The organism is Nonomuraea sp. NPDC047897 (assembly GCF_043204415.1).
Lineage (GTDB): Bacteria > Actinomycetota > Actinomycetes > Streptosporangiales > Streptosporangiaceae > Nonomuraea.
Genome location: NZ_JBIDCC010000032.1, coordinates 1 through 19,168, shown reverse-complemented (window position 1 = coordinate 19,168; position 19,168 = coordinate 1). Strand labels below are relative to the sequence as shown.

Annotated in this window: 11 protein-coding genes; 3 read left to right on the top strand and 8 right to left on the bottom strand. The window is 61.3% G+C overall.

Translation table 11 applies throughout. The features are described 5' to 3' along the window. The first annotated feature begins 21 nt into the window (after positions 1 to 21). Positions 22 to 1,188, top strand: coding sequence for a cysteine desulfurase DndA (gene dndA, locus ACGF0J_RS37925; RefSeq protein ID WP_393154134.1), 1,167 nt, complete (start codon positions 22 to 24; stop codon positions 1,186 to 1,188). Here the strand turns inward: dndA and ACGF0J_RS37920 are convergent. The 6 genes from ACGF0J_RS37920 to ACGF0J_RS37895 are packed head-to-tail and all read right to left on the bottom strand — an operon-like array spanning position 1,175 to position 9,430. Beyond that, positions 1,175 to 2,623: a DNA phosphorothioation-associated putative methyltransferase gene (locus ACGF0J_RS37920; protein ID WP_393154132.1), complete on the bottom strand. Its 1,449-nt coding sequence runs from the start codon at positions 2,621 to 2,623 to the stop codon at positions 1,175 to 1,177. The genes dndA and ACGF0J_RS37920 overlap by 14 nt on opposite strands. 16 nt (positions 2,624 to 2,639) lie before the next feature. Next, on the bottom strand, positions 2,640 to 3,113 hold the full coding sequence (locus tag ACGF0J_RS37915; protein ID WP_393154130.1) for a DNA phosphorothioation-associated protein 4: 474 nt from the start codon (positions 3,111 to 3,113) through the stop codon (positions 2,640 to 2,642). Next, a complete protein-coding gene (locus ACGF0J_RS37910; protein WP_393154128.1) occupies positions 3,113 to 5,182 on the bottom strand; it encodes an AAA family ATPase in 2,070 nt (689 codons plus the stop codon). Before ACGF0J_RS37910 ends, ACGF0J_RS37915 begins: the two co-directional genes overlap by 1 nt. After that, positions 5,179 to 5,364, bottom strand: a complete 186-nt coding sequence (locus ACGF0J_RS37905) for a hypothetical protein (RefSeq protein ID WP_393154126.1) — start codon at positions 5,362 to 5,364, stop codon at positions 5,179 to 5,181. The genes ACGF0J_RS37910 and ACGF0J_RS37905 overlap by 4 nt, the downstream gene beginning before the upstream one ends. Positions 5,365 to 5,381: 17 nt before the next feature. After that, a complete protein-coding gene (locus ACGF0J_RS37900) occupies positions 5,382 to 7,511 on the bottom strand; it encodes a DEAD/DEAH box helicase family protein (protein ID WP_393154124.1) in 2,130 nt (709 codons plus the stop codon). Beyond that, positions 7,511 to 9,430, bottom strand: a complete 1,920-nt coding sequence (locus ACGF0J_RS37895) for a sigma factor-like helix-turn-helix DNA-binding protein (RefSeq protein WP_393154122.1) — start codon at positions 9,428 to 9,430, stop codon at positions 7,511 to 7,513. Before ACGF0J_RS37895 ends, ACGF0J_RS37900 begins: the two co-directional genes overlap by 1 nt. Positions 9,431 to 10,368: 938 nt before the next feature. Between ACGF0J_RS37895 and ACGF0J_RS37890 the strand changes: the two genes are divergently transcribed. Then, positions 10,369 to 16,431: a histone-like nucleoid-structuring protein Lsr2 gene (locus tag ACGF0J_RS37890; RefSeq protein ID WP_393154120.1), complete on the top strand. Its 6,063-nt coding sequence runs from the start codon at positions 10,369 to 10,371 to the stop codon at positions 16,429 to 16,431. A 20-nt stretch (positions 16,432 to 16,451) separates the two neighbouring features. Here ACGF0J_RS37890 and ACGF0J_RS37885 read toward each other — a convergent pair whose 3' ends face one another. Next, on the bottom strand, positions 16,452 to 16,859 hold the full coding sequence (locus ACGF0J_RS37885; RefSeq protein ID WP_393154118.1) for a hypothetical protein: 408 nt from the start codon (positions 16,857 to 16,859) through the stop codon (positions 16,452 to 16,454). Between ACGF0J_RS37885 and ACGF0J_RS37880 the strand changes: the two genes are divergently transcribed. Then, positions 16,858 to 17,139, top strand: a complete 282-nt coding sequence (locus tag ACGF0J_RS37880; protein WP_393154116.1) for a hypothetical protein — start codon at positions 16,858 to 16,860, stop codon at positions 17,137 to 17,139. The genes ACGF0J_RS37885 and ACGF0J_RS37880 overlap by 2 nt on opposite strands. 398 nt (positions 17,140 to 17,537) lie before the next feature. Here the strand turns inward: ACGF0J_RS37880 and ACGF0J_RS37875 are convergent, their stop codons facing one another. Next, complete coding sequence (locus tag ACGF0J_RS37875) at positions 17,538 to 17,978, bottom strand: hypothetical protein (RefSeq protein ID WP_393154114.1); 441 nt, start codon at positions 17,976 to 17,978, stop codon at positions 17,538 to 17,540. Positions 17,979 to 19,168: the final 1,190 nt, after the last annotated feature.

Below are 19,168 nucleotides of genomic sequence, written 5' to 3'. Positions count from 1 at the left end.
GAACTCGCAAGATGAGAGCTGGTGAAGACCGTGGTCGCCTACCTCGATGCCGCGGCAACAACGAGGGTACTGCCACAGGTGGCAGAGGTCGTCCTGCACTGGATGTCCGAAGATTTCGGCAATGCCGGCTCGCGCACGCACGAGTACGGTACACGCGCCAAGAAGGCTGTTGCGCGTGCCCGCGAAGGCGTCGCCACCCACCTCGGAGTCCGCCCAGATGAGCTGATTTTCACCAGCGGCGCCACTGAGAGCAACAACATCGCCCTGCTTGGTCTGGCTCCCTACGGGGCCGAACATGGCCGACGCCACATTGTCAGTACTGCTATTGAGCACAAGGCTGTCCTCGAGCCTCTTGAGCACCTGGAGGCTCAAGGGTTCGAGGTCGATCTGATTGAGCCCGGCCCGTCTGGACGGGTGAGTGTAGAGGCAGTGCTTGAGCGGGTGCGGCCCGACACCCTGCTTGTCTCTGTCATGCAGGTCAACAACGAGACCGGCGTGATCCAACCCGTCGCTGAGCTAGCTGAGCATCTTCGCGCCACTGAGACGTACTTCCACGTGGATGCCGCACAGGGCTTCGGCAAACTGCCGGAGAGCCTGCGTGCACCCATCGATCTCATCAGCTTTAGCGGCCACAAGATCGGCGCTCCCAAGGGGATTGGCGGGCTCGTCATGCGGCGCAGGGGCCGGGTGGCAGCGCCCTTGAAGCCTTTGATGTTCGGGGGCGGGCAAGAGCGCGGTCTACGACCAGGGACGCTTCCCGTCCCGCTCATCGCGGGTCTCTCGACGGCGCTCGAGACCTTCGAGAAGGAACGCACAAAGTGGTTGGCCGCCGCTGAGGAGTTCCGATCACGGCTCCTCGCCGGGCTGCGCAGGACCCGCTTCCATCTGCACGGCGACCAAGAACATGTGATGCCGCATATCCTCAACCTCTCCTTCGAGGGCGTGGATGCTGAGGCATTGATCTTGCAATTGAAGAGCTACGCTGCGGTTGCAACCGGCTCTGCCTGCACAAGCGCCTCCTACACCCCGAGCCATGTGTTGGCAGCGATGCAGTTGCCTCAAGAGCAGGTCAGCAACGGTCTTCGGTTGTCCTGGTTCCCCGACCAAGCGAACGAGCTCGATGTCGACGAGTTCGTAGACGTGATCGCGGACTACCAAGCCGGCGTGCAGACCTCTACGCTCGCTTGATCAGGCGGTGGCCTCGAAGTTGGCGCCCGCACCGGGCGAGCTCGGCTTCCCAGCCTTGCTCTGTGCCGATGAGATGCGGCTGAGCATAAAGGCCTGCCCGAAGCTCGCTGTCGGTGAGGCGACGGTACTTGGGTACATCCGGATCACCGGGATGCAGGAACTCATGCTTGCGGTGCAAGAGTGGCCGGTTCGTCGACTGCTCGTATGACATGAACGAGGTTTTCAGCGTGGCGAGATCCACCATGTATGAAGTCCTCAGTCTGGGATGCGGGTCGTCGTCGAACTCTGGGTAGTCGAGCCAGCTCACTCCCCTGCCTTGGTGCCGCAGCTTGGCTACCGTCCACTCTGGAGGGCGTCCTGCCGCGATGGAGGCGCAGTGTTCGTACAGGCGAAGCACGACAGGCATGTGCTCGACAGCCCGACGATGCACATACAAGGCGGTAGGAGTGAGCTTGCCGACCTTTGATCCGTTCATCGCGCCACGGACATAGGCATCGTCTCGGAGCTTGAGCAGCAGCCGATCGGCTCGAAGGCATGCCTCCTTATAGGAGTTGAAGAAGGCTCTGACGTCGAGCTGCACCGATAGCGGGAGACAGCCGAAGGGCCCGCGGCCGTTGAAGAGCTCAACTCCGAGGAAGAGGAGCGTGGTGAGCGTCGACTGCTTGGCAGCTTCGGCGATCTTGTCGGCATCAGCCGACGCGCGTACGAGTCTGTGGAGCTCGCCGGGACTCAAGTGTGCAAGGAGCTCCACCATCGGGGCTGGCATCTCTTCCACCCGTGGCACGCGGCCGCGCTGTTCGGTGTAATCGATCACCGCGGCGATCGCTGATGCTGCGTCGTCAGACGCTAGCCACGTTGCCGCTGGCGCAATACGACGAGCTAGATAGCTGAGACGCGCCTCGTCTCGCTTGAAGGCGTAGACGACTCCTGGCGTGGCCGAGACACTTCGCACGCCCGTGACGTCTTCGACGTAGCTTCGCAGCTCGTTGGCCCCGAATAGGTGCTGGAAGGTGCGGCGACTCGTGAGAACCCCGTCGCCAAAACCCGTTCCTTTGACCTTTGCCTTCTCCCAGGTGAGCCGGGTGGAGACGATCAGCGTTTCCTCTGCGAGATCCCATGCTCGCAGGAGGGTTTGGCGTCGTTCTTCGGGGTCCTCAATGATGTTGAGCACGTAGGTCAGGAGCACGACATCTGCGGAGCCGAGGTGACCGTCTGGATGGTAGTGCGGATCCCAACCAGTGACCTGAGCGGCCAGACTGCGCAGGGCACGAACGTCGTCACCCCGTCCACATCCGTAATCCAGGACAGAGCGTTCGGGCGTGATCTGTTGATCGACCACGGCCTGACGGGCCGGTACTGAGAGACCGGTTCTGCCGATGGCAGTGAGGCGGCGCTCGGTCTCCCAGGCGCCGCCTGGCTGCTGTGCGAGGCTCACGTGCCCATCATGGGGTTTAGAACTCTGGCGGGCTGAAGAATTGGCCTAGCTCGGGAGGAAGATCTCCTGATGGTTGATTGCGGCCAGCTTGGCGCACCATCTCTAGGAGCACGTCCATGACGCGTGATTTGCTGGCGTTGATCTCCCCTTGAATGTAGTTGAGGCCGCCGTTGGCATACTCCTCGAAGATCGTCACCCGCTCTCCGAGTCGCTCCTCGCTCAAGATGGATGGGTCGCCCGGATGCTCAAGCACTCCGAGTGAGTCGATGAATGCTTCGGCGGTTGGAGATCGCCGGAAGACTTCGTACCTGATGGGCTCGTTGGTGTCGCTGAAGGGCACTCGCCGTTCATGGGCATATCCCACGGAGGCTGCGAACAGCAGCGTCGAGGCCATGCTGGTGAACGGTCCATCGCCGTCCTTGCTCAGCTGCTGGATCAGCGTCTCGTGGCCTTTGGGTCGGCGGACTCTCTGCTCGATGGGGCTCGTCATTAGTCCGTCACCTCGGTGAACTCTGCACCGTCAAAGGAAGAACCCACCACTTGGTAGGGGTAGTCCTTTCCGTTCACACTGATCTTCTCTGTGACGTCGACCAAGTCACTCTTGGTGGTGTGGGTGGTGATGACGTATTGCTGGCCGACGCGCGGGCGCAGGGAGTCTTCCGCGACGCCGTCGGCCTGGGCCTTGCTTGACAGCACGACCACCTGCGAGGTCATTTCGGGGAGGAACTTGGCGATCTGCCGGCGGTAGTCATCGTCCAGGTTGCCGAAGACGGCGTCCATGACGATGGGGTACTCGCCTCCCACTCCTCCGAAGAAGGGGTTGGGGTTATTGGCCGCGTCTCGGCACTCTTGAGCGATGGCACCGACGAAGGACAGGGAGAGCAGCATGTTTTCGCCCGTGGACTTGGGAGCCGGCATCCTCTCACTGCCGGCGGCCTCCCAATATTCCAGCTGGAAGCCAGCCGTCAGTTCCGGCTCGTAGTTCTTCAGCGATGCCTGCCTGAACAAGGAACGAATGCGAGCGTCCAGCCGACGGCGAATGCTGTCGGAGAGTAGCTCCAGGATCTTCCCTAGGGCGGTTTCGGTCTCTCGTACCACAGCGATCCGGCGCTGGATGCGCTGGTTGTTCTCGTCCTTGACTTGGAGCTTGTCGGCCTGTTCTTCCTTCTGCTTCTTCTGGCTCGCCAGGTGATCGAGGTCTTGGTCGATCGTGCCGAGCTGCCTGCTGGTCTCGCTCAGTTTGTCGATCATCTTCCCGCGTCGGACTTCGATCGCGTTGATGTCCTCCCGGGGCAGCTTCTGGAGCTCAAGCGAGACCTCGTTGAGCTGCTCCACGAGTACGCGCTCTTTGTCAGATGCTTCTCCGATCAGCCGATCGGTATCGAGCAGACGATCCATCGTGCTGGCGCGTCTCTCCTCCAGCCCTGATACCGCACCCCGTAGTTGGTTCCAGGCTGCTTCGACTTCGGCCAGTCCAGCCCTCGCTCGCCACGTCTCGAGGGCGGCGCGCTCGCTGGATCCGTTGGGCAAGTGAGTGCCACAAATGCACTCGCCTGTCTCCAACAGGTCTTCGATGAACGTCAGCTTCAGCGGCGCTGGGAGTTCGCCCCGTTCACGAAGCGCATCGCAGGCGGCGATGACCTTTTCGGGAAGTTCTGGTAGGAACGCGAGGTACCCGGTGTCCGCGAGCACGCGAGCTCGATCGTCTTCGAGCTTGCGCAATGACTCGTGAGCCGCCTCGCGCTCGCGTTCCAGTCGTTCACGCTCGATCTGGAGTTGCTTTGCTCCATCGAGCAACTTCAGCCGTGCCGACAGCAGGTCGATCTCATCCTTGAGGTGCTGAACCTCCGTGTTGAGAGTTTCCTTCTTCTGCTTCTTCTCCTCCATCTCCTTGTAGGTTAAGTCAATCTCGGCAGCCAACCGCTCGGCTAGTTCGCTATCAGCACCTTCGGATTTCATCTGGTGCCGCAGCTTGTTGGCGGCAGTTGGAAGGTGTTTGAGAGCCCGCTCTAGCTGCTCCAGCCCGAGGAGTGTCTTGATCGCATGCTGGATCTCGGCATAGGCCTCTTTGCGGACGAGTTGCTCGATCCGCTCGCCGTTGACGAAGAAGAACTTACTTAGGCGCTCGGGAAGTATCTTGTCGATGTGCCCTTGAGCGCTCTTAAGTTCCCTGGTGATGCCTCTGTCGTCGCGTTCCAAGAGCGCAAGCTGGGGCTTTGGCAGGCGTTGCTCCGAGCTGTGCTTCTCGGCGCTGAGGGAGCGACGCACCGTGTAGGTACGGCCTTCGTGTTCGAAGACGACGGTCACTGACACCTCGACCTGGGAACCAACCCGGGCTTTGTGCCAGATCCGATTGTTGATCAATCGGTCTTGCTGTTCGACGTCTGCGCTGAGATGCCCGTATAGGGCCCAGGTGAAGGCGTTGAGCAGGGTGGTTTTGCCGCCGCCGTTGGTCCCGTAGACCAGCGTGACATTGTGTCCCGGCTCTCCTGCGAAGGAGAGCCGGTGGCGCCCGCCGTAGGGGCGGAAGTTCTCCAGCTCGATCGACAGCAGCTTCACTTGACGATGCCCTCGACCTTCCGGATGATCTGGTCACTCACGTTCCGGGCTACCGCGGCCGTATCGCCTAGATGCAGGTTCTCCTTTTCCAAGGTCAGAACGTCGACGACGAGCCGCTTAGCCTCGTCGCTCAGCTCGGCGTAGATACGACCGACGATCTCGCGTTCGCTCTGGTCGCTCACTGTCTGTTCTCCGTCCTTCACACATCAAGAAGCTGGTAATAGTCGCGCAAGTCCCTCAGTTTGGCCAGTGCCTCGCCGCAGTTCTCTGCATAGCCGGCGAACTCTACGCATCTGGCCAGCTCTCGTTTGAAGAGGCGGCGTTCGATGTCGAACAGGGCTGGGTCCTGGGGAGGCATCACGACGAAGTCGATCACCTCGGCGAGGTCCTTACCTGGGGCCCGGCGCAGGATTCGACCTCGCCGTTGGATGAATTGCCGCGGGTTGGTGCTGCTGGCCAGCATGTACGCCACGCGGGCATCCGGTAGGTCCACACCCTCATCCAGGCAGCGCATCGATACGAGAACCTGCAGGTCACGTCCTGTCGCGAAGGAGCGAAGCAGGTCGATCCGCTGCCGCTTGTTCTCCCTTGCTGTGAAGGTGTGCGCCCTCAAGCCCAGCTCGTTACCTACCAGTTCCAGGACTTGGTCCACCTGCCGGGGACCAGTTCCGCCCTCGGGCAACGGAGCACCACCCTCAGCACAGTAGACGAGCTGGAATGCGCTCTGCCGGTGCTGCTCCAGCGCTTCTCTCAGAGCCGGCATCTTGGCTCGCGCGTGGCCTAGCACCTTGGCCCTCTTATTGAGCAGCATTCCCAGCGGGGAGGTGTCATCTTCCCCTCGCGACTCCGGCTCCTTCGACCTGAGGAGAGCACCGATCTTAACGGTCAGCTCGGTGTACTGCTGAGCTTCATCGTCACTCAACGGGACCAGGACAGGGTGGTATCGATATCTTGTCAACGCTCCGAGATCGATGGCTTCCTTGAGGCCAAGCTCGATTAGCGTGTCTCCGAAGTAGTCCCTCAGCGCGTCCGTGCCCTCGGGATCGAACCACCGCTCTGGAGTAGCAGAGAGTGCCAACCGGAACCGTGCACTCTCTGGCAAGGACGCTCGAAGGTGCTCACCTCCAAGGTGGTGCGCCTCATCAGCGATGATCAGCAAGGGGGAGTCAACCGTTGCCAGCAGGCGTTGGAAGGTCGCGCCTCGGAAGGTGGCATTGGTGACGACCAGCGTCACACTGCCCTGGCGACGTGCCTGCAGTGCGGCAATGGCGTTACGAGCGGCCGGTTCCCATGAGGTGGCCGCATCACGGCACTTGATCGGGACAACCCCGAAGCTGCGCAACTCTCCCGACCACTGCTCAACAAGGTCCAAGAGCGGAACAACGACGACCGTGACCAGGGGCAATCGTCGGGCGTGGAGCTGCCTGCCGACCTGATCGAGCGCTGCCAGAGCGGTGATGGTCTTGCCAGTTCCGGTCGCCATCTGAAAGACGCCACGCCCGTTGACACTTAGCCACTGCACAATAGCGGCCTTTTGATAATCCCGCAGTTCCAGATCGCGTGGAATCCGTGCCCATCCAAGGGTCGTGAGATCCGTCGACACAGTCAAGAGTTCGGGAACATCAGCCGAAGCCGGCACCTGCGCAGCACGCTCGCCGAGGGCGATAAAGTGTTCCCTGGCGACTTTCGGGAACTCGAGGATTTCAACCCGAGGTGTTCGCCCGGCCCACAGTTCCTCAAAGTCGACTCGGATGCTATCCACTCTACTGCGATCATTGAGATTCCATGATCTGAATACGTGGATAGATTCGAAGTTCTCCAGAAACGCCGAGCCGGTCTCGTTCATTGACCCGGTAAAGGCGGCCGTGTCTCCATACTTGTCGGTAATGAGGCCGATCTTTTCGTGATAAAGAGCCAGCCCGTCTCTCCCATGCACGATTGCAATTTTGACGTCCAGTGTACCTTGCGCGATCAGTCTGCCCAGGATGCCGAGACCGGCGAGCTCTTTGGGAGAGCGTTCGATGTCTGGATTCAGTTCACGGGCCACCGCTTTAGCGATCACGTCGCGATAGGCGTATCCCGCCCGCATCTCTTCAATGTCGCGGTCCGTCAGATGAGGACTCGCGATGAGGCGCAGACGACCACCATTGCGTTCAAAGCTCTCCAATCCACGAGCCACGAGAGCCAACGACGCACTGGTGAAGTATCCTACGGCGCGGTCGTAGCGGTTCGCGGCGGACAGGCAGGGGATATAGAACTCCGCGACCACATTGCTTCTGTCGCTCCTGTAGCTGTCCTCGATGGAGAGATCGCGCAGCATCCCGGACATCACTGTCCACCCAAGGCAGCGAAGAAGTCACCAAGGTCGGGAACCGGTTCCAGCTCCCTGAAGGCGTCACTCAAGGTGTAGCCCTCGACGAGCTCGGCCAGGTCAAGATCTCCTCGAGCACGCAGCGCCATCGTGATCCCATCCCACGAGGCTTCAGCCGGAACCTCCAGAGCACCCGCAAGAGCCGATCGCAATTCTTCTCCTTTGAGGCCACGCTGAACGCCTGCGCGCAGGGCGATCTCGTCGCTGTCGCTCTTGCTCCACGCACGAACCAGACGTGCGCGAACGGCGCCGTCACCTGCAGGGGCAAGCCAGAGCACGTCTCCAACGTGGGCCTGCAGCTGCATGGCAAGCGGTCTGATGCTTCCGATTTGGGGTTGTGGGGCGACCCACGACACGCGAACCTCTTGAGCTAAGGCAGCGAAGCTTCGCTCGGTTCCCTCCGCGACCTGGAACAGTGCCATCGCACCTCGAGGCGCGGTGAATCCAGAGCCGCGGAGCGTTTCCTTGTTGACGTCCACGCGGAACCACCACTGCCTCTTGTGGAAGAAGCAACGGCGGGTTTCTTGGGGGGACGGCATTCTGCGGGAGGTACGACTCAGTCCATCGTTCCCGCTTCCGGCGAGGCTGATCCAGCCGTCTCTGCGGGCAAACTCCCGGCGTGCCGCGTAGGCGCGGACACTCGCTGGAGAGACTCCAAACTGCTCGACGAGCTCATCGACAACAGCCGACAACCAGGCCTGCCCACCACCGCGTTCGATCCTCTGAACGATCTCCTCGCGAATGCCCTCGTAGGTCTCCAGCTCCCACTCGGGGAGCCCATAAGAGTTGGGGCCAACGCGCGCAATACGGTCGTCAGTCTGCAGGCGACCGCGAAGGGCGCGACTGGCCACGACGTCGAGCCGCTCTGCGATCTCCTCTCCACTCAAGGGGTGGCCGACGGCACGCAAAATGGCCACCGCGAGCTCTGGCTGCGAGGCGGACTTGCGGACGACCACGCCTCCGATCTCGCGCAGCCCGCAGTAGTCGAGCCAGGCATCCCAGGTCTGATTGTCCAGGTCGAGCTTGCTGCGCAGTCGCCCCAACGCGTTTTCGTCGCCCTCGCCGATACCGCCATGGATGGCTGCATGGAACGTTGCATCTCGAAGGTCTGGGAGGGGGCGAATCGCCAGCCAAGGCTCTTTGATATCAAGATCCGGGATGAGGACTTCCAAGAAGCTATGCAGCAGGCAATCAGCTGTCCGGATTTCCTCGCTCAGCTCAGGAATACGCTGGGCGACGGACTCAATAGTCGTCAGCAGGGGCGTCTCAGCGCGAATCTTCTGGTACAGATCTGCGACTTGCTCGGCAACCTGAGGGTTCTCACGCCATTTAGCGAAGTTCTCGAGCAGTCTTTTTTCTAGTTGGCGAACACGCTCTCGGCTAACGCCCAGCTCTTTACCCAGGTCGTCCAGGTTGCGGTCATGCCAGAGAACACGATGACGGAGGATGAGCCGCTCCCGATCGCTGAGAGAAGCAGTCCAGCCTTCCAAAAGGTCGCACAAAGTTGCATCGACATCTGACACTGGATCTTCGACCGGCTCGTTGAAATGATTCTCACTCAGCGAGATAAGCAGGGCGTTCAGAATGTCCACCAGCGTTCGCTGACCACAGTTCTTCAGGCCTCGGAAGTCGGGAACTGCGACCTGCAACACCTGATGAACGTCACCGAGCGTGTTTGCCAGTAGGACGTTCCGTGCTCGCCTGGTCTCGCAGTGCCGGCTGATATCCACTGGTTCCGGACTCTGGACTTCCAGTAGCTGGCCAAGTGATTCGTCGCCGTCGTGAGCCGCTAGGCGAACAGCGTAAGCCTCTGCGAGTGCGGCACGCGCGTCATCGGAGGCAGCCCTAAGTGCAGGCAGCACATCGCTGAAGGCCACGGGGCTACCTCCTCGATGACGATCCGGACAGCCTCTCAGGGTCTAGCAGAAGGCACCGACAAACGCCAGGAGTAGGAAGTGCGAAGCAGCACCGCCCTACGAGCCCACACCTGCCCGCTCACCCTACGTCATTGCTTGTAGCCGGAAGGAGCAGTCGACGGGCTGCGGCGCTACGACTCGCTCGAACCCCCACAAGATCGCGCAAATGGATGCCGAGAAGATACGTCCTGGTATAGGGAATTGCCAGGTTCCTCATGTATGTCTTACGTATCAATCTGCGACATCGCGACCCAGGAGATTCAGTGGCAGGCGAAGTGGAGACTCGACAGCGAGTAACACGGCTGTACGACTACCTCAGCGCTTTGACACAAGAGGCCCACGCGAAGCCCACGCGGCACGTCGGGGATCACGAGATAGCGGCGGCTCCCCAGGACATCCCCGGCCATCCAGCCGTCCGGCTAGGAGGCAGCGACGGCTGGCTACGCGCCTCGAAGATCTCCATGCCAGCGGCCCCGGTCCTCCCCGCTGCCCTGTCTTGGGCAGAGGATCGATTGCACCGTGACAATCCCTATCGGCGCCCCAGCTTAGGCCTTCGCTCCGGAAAGTCTGGGCAGGCAGACCAAGACGCGCTCGAGCAGTGGATCGTCCAGGTTTGGGAGCCATGGTCCGGCCCGGCCAAGCTTGCCGCCCAAGCACGTAAGCTCTACGAGGCCTTGTTCCGTCTCCGCCAACGCCTCCGCGCTGACGAAGCCACTCACGAGCTCGTCTGGGGACATGCCTTCCTCGGCTGGAAACACAACAGCCACAGCATCTGTCACCCACTCCTGCTTACCCGCGCGCGGATAGATTTCGACGAGGCAAGCGGCGAGCTTACCGTTGTACCTGAGGAACTCCCCCGCTTGGAGCTCGAGTGTCTACAGGGTGTCGGGGCGCCCAACATGGTAGAACTCGCCAAGATCGGAGAAGACCTTCGACGAGATGCGCTCGAAGTCTGGTCACGCGGCGAGCTTCACGGGATCAGCCAGAGACTGATAGCCCCTCTGGGACTCGACGCGCATGTCACACTGAGTGATGACCTTCCAGACGCGGGCCAAGCACCTGCTATTGCGCCAACCTGGCGATTGCTCATCCGCCAGCGGCGGGTCATGTTCCTACAGTTCTTCGAGCGACTGAAGCAGGTCGCTGCATCCACTGACCATCTTCCCGCGCCCATTGTTGCACTCGCTGCCGGCGAAGCCGAGGCCAAGCGGGTTCTGCTCCATCATGGCCAAGATTGGGAAGCCGTCGCCGAGCACCTTCTCTTGCCACTCGCCACTAATGAGCAGCAAGAGCAGATCGCCCAAAAGCTCGCGACGCATAACGGCGTCACCGTGCAGGGCCCTCCCGGCACGGGCAAGAGCCACACCATCGCGAACCTGATCTCGCATCTCGTGGCGCATGGCAAGCGTGTCCTCGTCACCGCACACAAAGACCAAACTCTGGCCGTGCTTCGTGACAAGATACCCGCTGAGCTACGCGATCTATCCCTTGCCATACTCGGCTCTTCGGCCGCAGACATGGCCGCCCTGCAACGGTCCGTCAACGCGATTACCGAGGCAGCAGACCTAGTCGACGAGCAACGGGAAAGTTCGCTTATCGCTTCGTTGCAGGAACAGCTGCGCTCCGCGGAAAAGGAAGTCCTGCAGCTGCGCCAGCGCCTGCGTGACTCCCTCTCTCAAGAAGGCGCTGAACTGACACTCGGCACTCATCGTCGCCGTGCCGCAGAGCTCGCCGAATGGTTGGCGCATCACCAGGCAGAGATGGCCCGCATCCCTGATGCGATCGAGGCGGATGTCCCTTGCCCTCTCAGCGCACACGAGGCCAGCGAGCTGTTCGCCCTGTCACGCCGTGTCGAGGCCGAGGACGCGCTCGCCGCAGCTCAAGCCTTGCCGCATCCTGAGCAGCTTCCCACTGGACGGCAACTCGCCGAGCGTGACCAGGCTCTGGCGGCTACGGGCAAGAAGCTTTCCGACCACAATCGCCACATCACCACCTGGGCAGCGGTTGACGCCCTAACCGATGAACAGTTGTCCATGCTTATCGACGCCACCGTCCAGGCGCGCGACCATCTAGCGTCCCTTGAATCCGGCTGGCTCACGCGCCTCCGTTTTCAGGTCACACAAGCTCAACAGTGGCGAGACCTCTGGGCCGGCCATGCCCACCGACTCCAAGCGGACACGATTCAGTGTGCCCGGCTTCGTAGTGCGGTTGCTGGGGCACACGTCAGTATGCTGGAAGGCTATTCGCCTCGGGAGGCCATCGAACTTCTCCGCCAGCTGCGTCAACGCTTCCAGGAGGGCAAGCGAGTCTCCTCGCTGCTCCAGCGACGCCTGACTCAGTTCCTGAAGGGCCTTTCGATCGACGGCCATGAACCGGACACCGCAGAGGACGTTGATCGCATCCTGGCGTACCTCGAGCTAAGCCGTATCCGCAGCTCTGCAGCCCAGCTGTGGATGGGCGACATCGCGCCAACCAGCGAGGCACCGGCTCTGCCTGTTGATGCACCTGCTGTAGAAATGTGGCTGGAAGCACGAGCTCAAGAGATCCTGCAAGTACTGGGCTGGGAAACCCAGCATTGGCCAGCCCTCCGCACCAAGCTCCGTACGCTCATCGCCCCCGATCTGATCCCACCTCGCTGCAGCTCTACGCACCTCCATCAGATCGTCGAGGTGCTTTCTGATCTGCGGGTGCGCGCTCAACAGTGTCAGCCCGTCGCCGGGATGGAAGAGCTGGCGGCAACACTGACGGCTGGTCGCCAGGCACAGAGTGCATCCCCGCTCTGGGCAGAGCTGGCAACCGCTCTGGCGGGAGCCGACTGGCAGCGCTGGGATGCTGCGCTTGCCACCGCTGCACGCCTTCACACCGTCTACCCCAAGGCCATTCGGCTCGCGGAGCTCCACCAGCGCCTCGCCTCCCTCGCTCCGCTGTGGGCTCAGCAGATCAGGGAGAGCCGCGGCGACGTCGAGCAGTGCGGCGAACCTTCTGAGATCGACGAGCTTTGGCAGTGGCGACAGGCCGATACCTGGCTATCGAAGCTGCTGAAGGCCAACGACGCAGAAGAGATACAGCGCCGGCTGACCCACGCGCAGGAGGAACTGCGTCGCATCACGCTGGAACTCACGAGACGCTCAGCATGGCTGGGCGCTAAACGTAACCTCGGAGACAGCCAGCGTCAGGCACTGGTCGGCTGGTTACAGACGTTACGGAGAATCGGCCGCGGCACCTCCGAGCGTGCGAACAAGTGGCGAGCGGAAGCACAGCGTCTCATGCCACAAGCTATGGGAGCCGTTCCTGTATGGATCATGCCCTACTATCGGGTGGCCGAATCCTTTGATCCTTCCGTCGCGCCAGCCTTCGACGTCGTCATCGTGGACGAAAGCAGCCAGTGCGATGTCTTCGCACTTGGCCTTTTGGGACTCGGGCACAAAGTGATTGTGGTTGGCGACGACAAACAGATCAGCCCATCTGCAGTGGGTGTCAACCGAGAACGAGTCGATGAGCTCGTGCATGCGCACCTGAGAGACTTCCCGAACGCACTCCTGCTCGACCTCGAGTCCAGTCTCTATGATGCGTCCACCCGCCTCTTTCCAGGTGTGGTGCGGCTGCGAGAGCACTTCCGCTCCCTGCCGAGCATCATCGAGTTCTCCTCCCAGAGGTACTACGGCGGCGAGATCCAGCCTCTGCGCGAAGAGTCCTCCCATAGCCTCCCAGGCGCCACCGTACGAGCGATCTACGTACCCGGCGGGGTACGACGAAGCACAAACATAGGTGAGGCCAATGAGGCCGAAGCCGCGGCAATCGTCGATCAAATCATTCACTGTTGTAACGACCCTGCCTACGCCGGTCGTACCTTTGGCGTGATCTCGCTGCTCGGAAACAGCAAGCAGGCCGAGTACATCGACCAGCGCCTTCTGCACAAGCTTGGCCCTGCAGAGTACGAGAAGCGGCAGCTTCGCTGCGGCGATTCGTACAGCTTCCAGGGAGACGAACGAGACGTCATCTTCATCAGTGTGGTCGCCGACGACAACCGATCGGCCTTCACCAGCAAAGCGTACGAGCAGCGCGTCAACGTGGCCGCGAGTCGAGCCAAGGATCAACTGTGGGTCTTCCACAGTGTCCAGCCCGAGCAGCTGCATCCGGATGATCAGCGAGCCGCACTCATCAGGTACTGCGTCGAGCAGCAGCCGTTACACGACATTGCCGAAGGTCTGGAGGAGCGCTGCGAGTCCGATTTCGAGCGACGTGTGCTTCGCCAGCTCACGGACCGGGGCTATCGCGTTTCGCCCCAGCATCGCGTCGGAAGCCTCCGCATTGACCTGGTGGTGCACGGTGATGGGCGCAAGCTAGCCATCGAGTGTGACGGGGATAAGTACCACGGCCCCGATCAGTGGGAAAGCGACCTGCGCCGGCAAACCATCTTGGAAAGGTTGGGGTGGCGGTTCTGGCGAGTCCGCGGGAGCGCGTTTTATCGCGATCCCGAAGCAGCGATGGCGCCTCTCTGGACGCTTCTGATAGACCTGGGCATTGATCCTGGTGAGAGCACCAGCAGCGAACCCACTCCAGCTTCGAGCGCCACATCCGCTGCTGAGCTCGCCCCTGTGGCTCCTAAGCCCCGTCAGCGTCAGGAGTTCGAGCCCCAACTCAATGAGTTCACTGTTGCCGGGCCCTTTCCTCTTTCCGAGGAAGTCAAGGATCCGGGACAGCTGGCACCGCAAGCAAGCCCTGCGGGTGGGGCTGCCAGCAAGGAGGTTGCTGCCTGGTATGACACCTCCGAGGAGGCAGACGACCAGGGCGATCCCTCTCCTTTCTCGCTCGCGCCAACGGCCCATTTCATTCAGCAGGCCAGCGTCGGCCATGACCAGACGAGTTCGACGACTCAGCCAGCCGTACAGAGCAAGGAGCCCTCTCCTTCGCAAGCCACCTCACCCACTGAGGTCAGAGGCGGAGTGGACTGGCACAACCAGCATGGCGAGGCGCAGCTCGATCCAAAGGCTCCAGACCCGACGGGCGTCGTTGGCCAGACGGCAACCCAATCAAGCATTGACATGCTCGAGCTTAGGGGACCGGCTCACCATGATCTTCCCCTAAGCGCCCCAGCGAAGGACGTTCATACCGACCAGCAAGCACAAGTGGATGCTGTTCAAGTCCTGGCCGACAAAGCCGCAGAGGAAGAGGACTCAGCCCCCAGAGAGTCTCGCCACGAACAGAGCCAGGGCCATCGAGCAGATGGATGGCTCGAGAGCACAGGCAGGAACACTTCTGGTTCCGCCCCATCCTTGGACGATCTCTTCAACGCTCTCTCACGACCTGATGAGACCGCCACCAGCGCCCCTTCGCAGCCTGAAGACGGAGACATTCATACCGCGGCGATTCGCCAGTGGGCACTTGCACAAGGCCATACGGTAGGTGATCGAGGGCGCCTGCCAGCACGCATCGTCGATGCCTATCGCCGCGCCATGTCCGTGGCATCCGATACGAAGGCCTCCCCCGCCACGGCGAAGGCGCTGTCTGAAGCTCAGGCGTTCAGACATCTACGTGTTTTGCGCGGCATACTCGTCGCCAAGGGTGTCCAGTGCATACTGAGTGCGAAGGCCCCCGAGCTGCTTATCTTGGGTCCACGACATGTCGTGACTGAGACAGCAGGCAAGGTCGCGGTGTCCAGGCCGGACGGTCAATTCACCTGGGGACCAGACCACTCTCGGTTCACTCACGCGGTCGAGGACCACGAGGACGTAGCGAACAAAATCGTTACCAGCCGAACTGCACTGAAGCCGAGAAGCAATGTCCGCCCAGCAGTTGAGGAGGCAGACCCCTTCCCTCTTCAGACACAGCAGGCCGTATCCGCTTTCGATGACGAGCAGCTGACGACTGCGGCCAAGTGGGCACTACGTCAGGGCGTTGAGCCCACTCCAGAAAAGGTCGTCCACCTGATCATCACGAAGCTGGCTCCGCCCCACAAGCCGTCCGTTTGGGACCTCCAACGAGTCTATTCTGCGGTGACTCAGATCCAGCCCATAGTACGAAAGAAGGCTCCTGCCACAGCCACAGCCACAGCAGAAGCACTCGCCAGGCAGGATGATCGGCCACGGATAGGAAGCGTGCTGCCACCGCTTCAAACGCTGCGTCGCGCCCTGGCACGTCACGGCATAGCAGTGGAACTTGTGGCAGACGATTACGCGTTGATCGTGAAATCTCCTCCAGATGCGGTCACTCGTACGGCAGGCCAGATTCGGCTTTCCGCGCCCTACGTCAACTTCACCTGGGGCAGCGGAACGGTAATGTCCATGCACTCAGCTCGAGACCCCGAGGGGGTTGCAAGAAAAATTCTTGGGTACTCACCGCAGACCTCAACGCGTGCCACACCGCACCACAAGGCACCGCCCGCGGCTTCACCTACAACCCGGCCGTCTGACGCCCAGATTCGTAGCCATCTCGGCAAACTTCGCGATGCCCTGGCTCGTTACCGCGTCGAAGCAGAGTTGCTGCCCACTCTGCCCATCCTGGTGGTGCGATCTCCCGAGGACGCCGCACAACGAACGAACGGCCGCATTACTGCCTCGCTCAGCACCCGCAATTTCGTTTGGGGCAAGGGCCTACTGCGGGCCACGCACCCACTCAACGACGTTGAAGGCGCGGCGCGGAACATCGCCGGTCGTCTACGCCCCGCTCTTTCCGTCTCCGACTCGACCTCTCCGGTGCCTCCTCCAGGCAGCTCACCGGCAAGGCCCAGCCGGCCGCCCAGGCTCGGCGGCCGCGCCATCACCACATATCGGCCTGATGAGTTGGTGGCTCTCATTCAATGGCTGGTGAGTGAAGGGCGAGCGGCAACCTACGACTCACTCATTGACGAGGCTCTCGCGGAGCTTCGGTTGCCCGGCAGGTCCCCTCGAAGAGTGGAGGCCATCGAGGAGGCTGCGGTGCTGGCCAGATGGAAGGCCACGCCGACGGAAACGCTGCCTTAGCCAACAACGATCCTCGCTACTTAAATGTCGTAACCTTGGCTCGCGAGCACCACTTCGAGATCGAAACCGACAGGGAAATCCCAGCTCACGTCATAGACCAGTACAACCTCGCGCATCCAGAGCAACCCACATACCCCGCTATAGGAGCTAGCTGAGCGTGCCCGTAGCCACCTACGGTGGTTGTCCTCGCCAAAGATCTTCTGCTCTCGAGACGCACCGCGGCGAGGGTTGTCATACTTGAACCGGAAGATCCTTAGCAGAGTCGAGGAGTTGGCTTGACTGCCCATGAAGCGTCGGTCCATGTGCTTGCCTAGCTCGCTCAGGGGTCGCGTCTTGACCAACTGGATGCTGCTATCAAGAGACGACCCCACGATCATCGCGGCAATCGCACCGAGGTGATGGCGATCAACGAGGAGCGCCAACAGCATGTCGCAGATACCCCTCTGGGAGGAGCCTCAGAGGAAGCAAAATCATGATACCGATGTACCATCGGTCGATGATTTTCTGGACCTGTTGATGCATTCCAACCTGAAGGAGCGCGCAGCCAAAACGCCTTCGGGGGGCGGCGAGCAGAAGGCAGCCGTTCGTCAGTGGGCCCGTGATCGCGGCATCGACCTCTACCCGGGGGAACCATTGCCCAACTACGTCCTGATCGCTTACCACCGTGCCCTGCAAGACCCAGCGCCTCCAGAATCTCCGCCGCGGTGAAGAGGCACCCTTGTTGAGCTCAGCCATCGCCTCGGCCCTTGTATGTGCGGCTTTCCCGAAATAGCTGTTGAGCGGTCCATCTCTTCCTGGGCCCCTGGCCACGCGGAGCCGGAGTGAGGTGTAGCGCGCACGGACGAAGGGATTAGCTGCGGCTGGGTTGGCGGCTACGCTCACCAGCTGGCCAAAAGGTTGGAATGGTGTACCGATTCGGCGAGGATAGTCCGATCGGGCTCACAAACTGCCCATGCGCGTTGGTAGCAGCTGTTGCGGCGCCTGGGGCCGTCCCTCAGTCTATTTTATTTCGATCCTAATAACGCAGTCAGTCATCCTTCACGGCACCACACTCGTGTCACCAAGCCACTCGTACGCCGCCCTCGTCGATACGACTTGGTTGACCGCTAGATGTCCTTTATATCCAGTCCGCGGGGCGGACTGGGAGTTGTGCCACCATGCACTGTCGCAATTACTGGCCCCATCCGGTGGGCAGCGTCGGTGACCTCCCGGCACGCACGGGAGAGGGTTCGCGGGGTGGCGCAATGAGCGGGTAGATGTTGCAGAACGATCAGTTGTTTCGCAGCCAGCACGTATCGCATCGTTCCGACTTCCAGATTGAGGTCGTTAACCTCTCGAAGCAGGTCCTCCTTCGGCGCAACATCGCGGACGGCGACAGCGAAGACTTGAATCGTATCGGGAGTAGATTCGGCAACGCGGACATAACCGACTACGGTGCCGCGGTAAAAGGCGCAATCACCCTCCGAATCGAAGCCGACACACCGTCGGCCCCAAGCCTCCTGCAGGCAACGCTCGACGTGCGAGCGGACACGCATGATCGCGGTCATGATGCTAGCTCCTTGACATCTGTCTACGGCTCCGCCGTGTGGATCGCAGTCGAGGCTGTTGCCTGCAGCGAGTTCACCAGGCACAACGGTCGTGCCGCGTCAGCCTTGGGTCGCAGGTGCACTCAAGTCGATGCCGCACCCCTACCCGCCGCTCGGGTTCAAGTGGGTCTTCCCTTCTCTGGCTCGATCCGGCTGTGTCGATAGATCAGGTTAGCGTATGTACGTCACAGTTTTAACGTACATACGTCTACTAGGGAGAGGGACCAACACCCAACCTCCGGGTAGCTGTGCTCTATGCGCACGTCTAGCACCGTGTGTGACGAGTCGCGAACAACGGGCACAGGGCGCATAGATCTGGGCCTCGCCAGGTTCGATCGAGGTTTGCTCAACCGTCTCTCCGCCCCAGCGTTGCCATAGCCAGCATGTGTGCTCCTGTCGCGTCCGCCAACGCTCCAGGCGCCTCGATCGAACATCTGCAAGCAGGGTTCCGAGCCCGCGAACAGCAGCCCGCCCCCCGAGAAGCAGGGGGCGGGGCAACGGTCCTACCGGATTGACACCTCTACTTGATCAACTTGTGGAGTGCCACTGCGACGGCTGGTCCGACAGTCAGGGCCGGCACAACGCCAGCCGTGACGCCTACGAAGGCTGAAGATGCGCCGGCCTTGGCGAGAATATCGACCCAGCGCACTGAGAGACCGGACGACTCCCGTTCTTCGTTTGACGCCTTTCAAGTATCCATGGCGAACCTCCCTATGGAATGAAACCGGCCTTCCGAAGCACTCGACCGGACTTCGATGATGGCTCGGCAAGGTGACTGCACGCCTCAGAGGCTCGTAGCTTCTTAACCCGCCTCTGTATATGGACTGAGCAGGGAAGGTTGCAGAGATAGCGAACTGGGCCGGAGGGCGGGTCAAGACGTTTAAGGTGTACTGCCGACGCACCCATCGCTTTAACCCGCCCCTGAATCGCGCTACCAGTAAGCTTTTGCCGGCATCCACGCCGGGCCGGGAGGCGGGTCAGGATGCCGAAACGTGGTCGACGCGATCTTCTGGAGACGGCTTTACATAAGACGGGATTGGCCCCACATCTTGCCTAAGAGCGTGTTTGAGATGGGTGATCAGCTTCATTCGCAGACGTAGCGGGGCTGGCGTCGGGCGGGCCCTCCTCGGGTGATGCGGCGTGTCATGCCC

Coding starts and splice junctions, on each gene's coding strand:
- ACGF0J_RS37880 (WP_393154116.1), top strand. CDS start 16,858: ATGTCGCAGATACCCCTCTGGGAGGAGCCTCAGAGGAAGCAAAATCAT.
- ACGF0J_RS37885 (WP_393154118.1), bottom strand. CDS start 16,859: ATGCTGTTGGCGCTCCTCGTTGATCGCCATCACCTCGGTGCGATTGCC.
- ACGF0J_RS37915 (WP_393154130.1), bottom strand. CDS start 3,113: ATGACGAGCCCCATCGAGCAGAGAGTCCGCCGACCCAAAGGCCACGAG.
- ACGF0J_RS37875 (WP_393154114.1), bottom strand. CDS start 17,978: ATGACCGCGATCATGCGTGTCCGCTCGCACGTCGAGCGTTGCCTGCAG.
- ACGF0J_RS37900 (WP_393154124.1), bottom strand. CDS start 7,511: ATGTCCGGGATGCTGCGCGATCTCTCCATCGAGGACAGCTACAGGAGC.
- ACGF0J_RS37890 (WP_393154120.1), top strand. CDS start 10,369: ATGGTAGAACTCGCCAAGATCGGAGAAGACCTTCGACGAGATGCGCTC.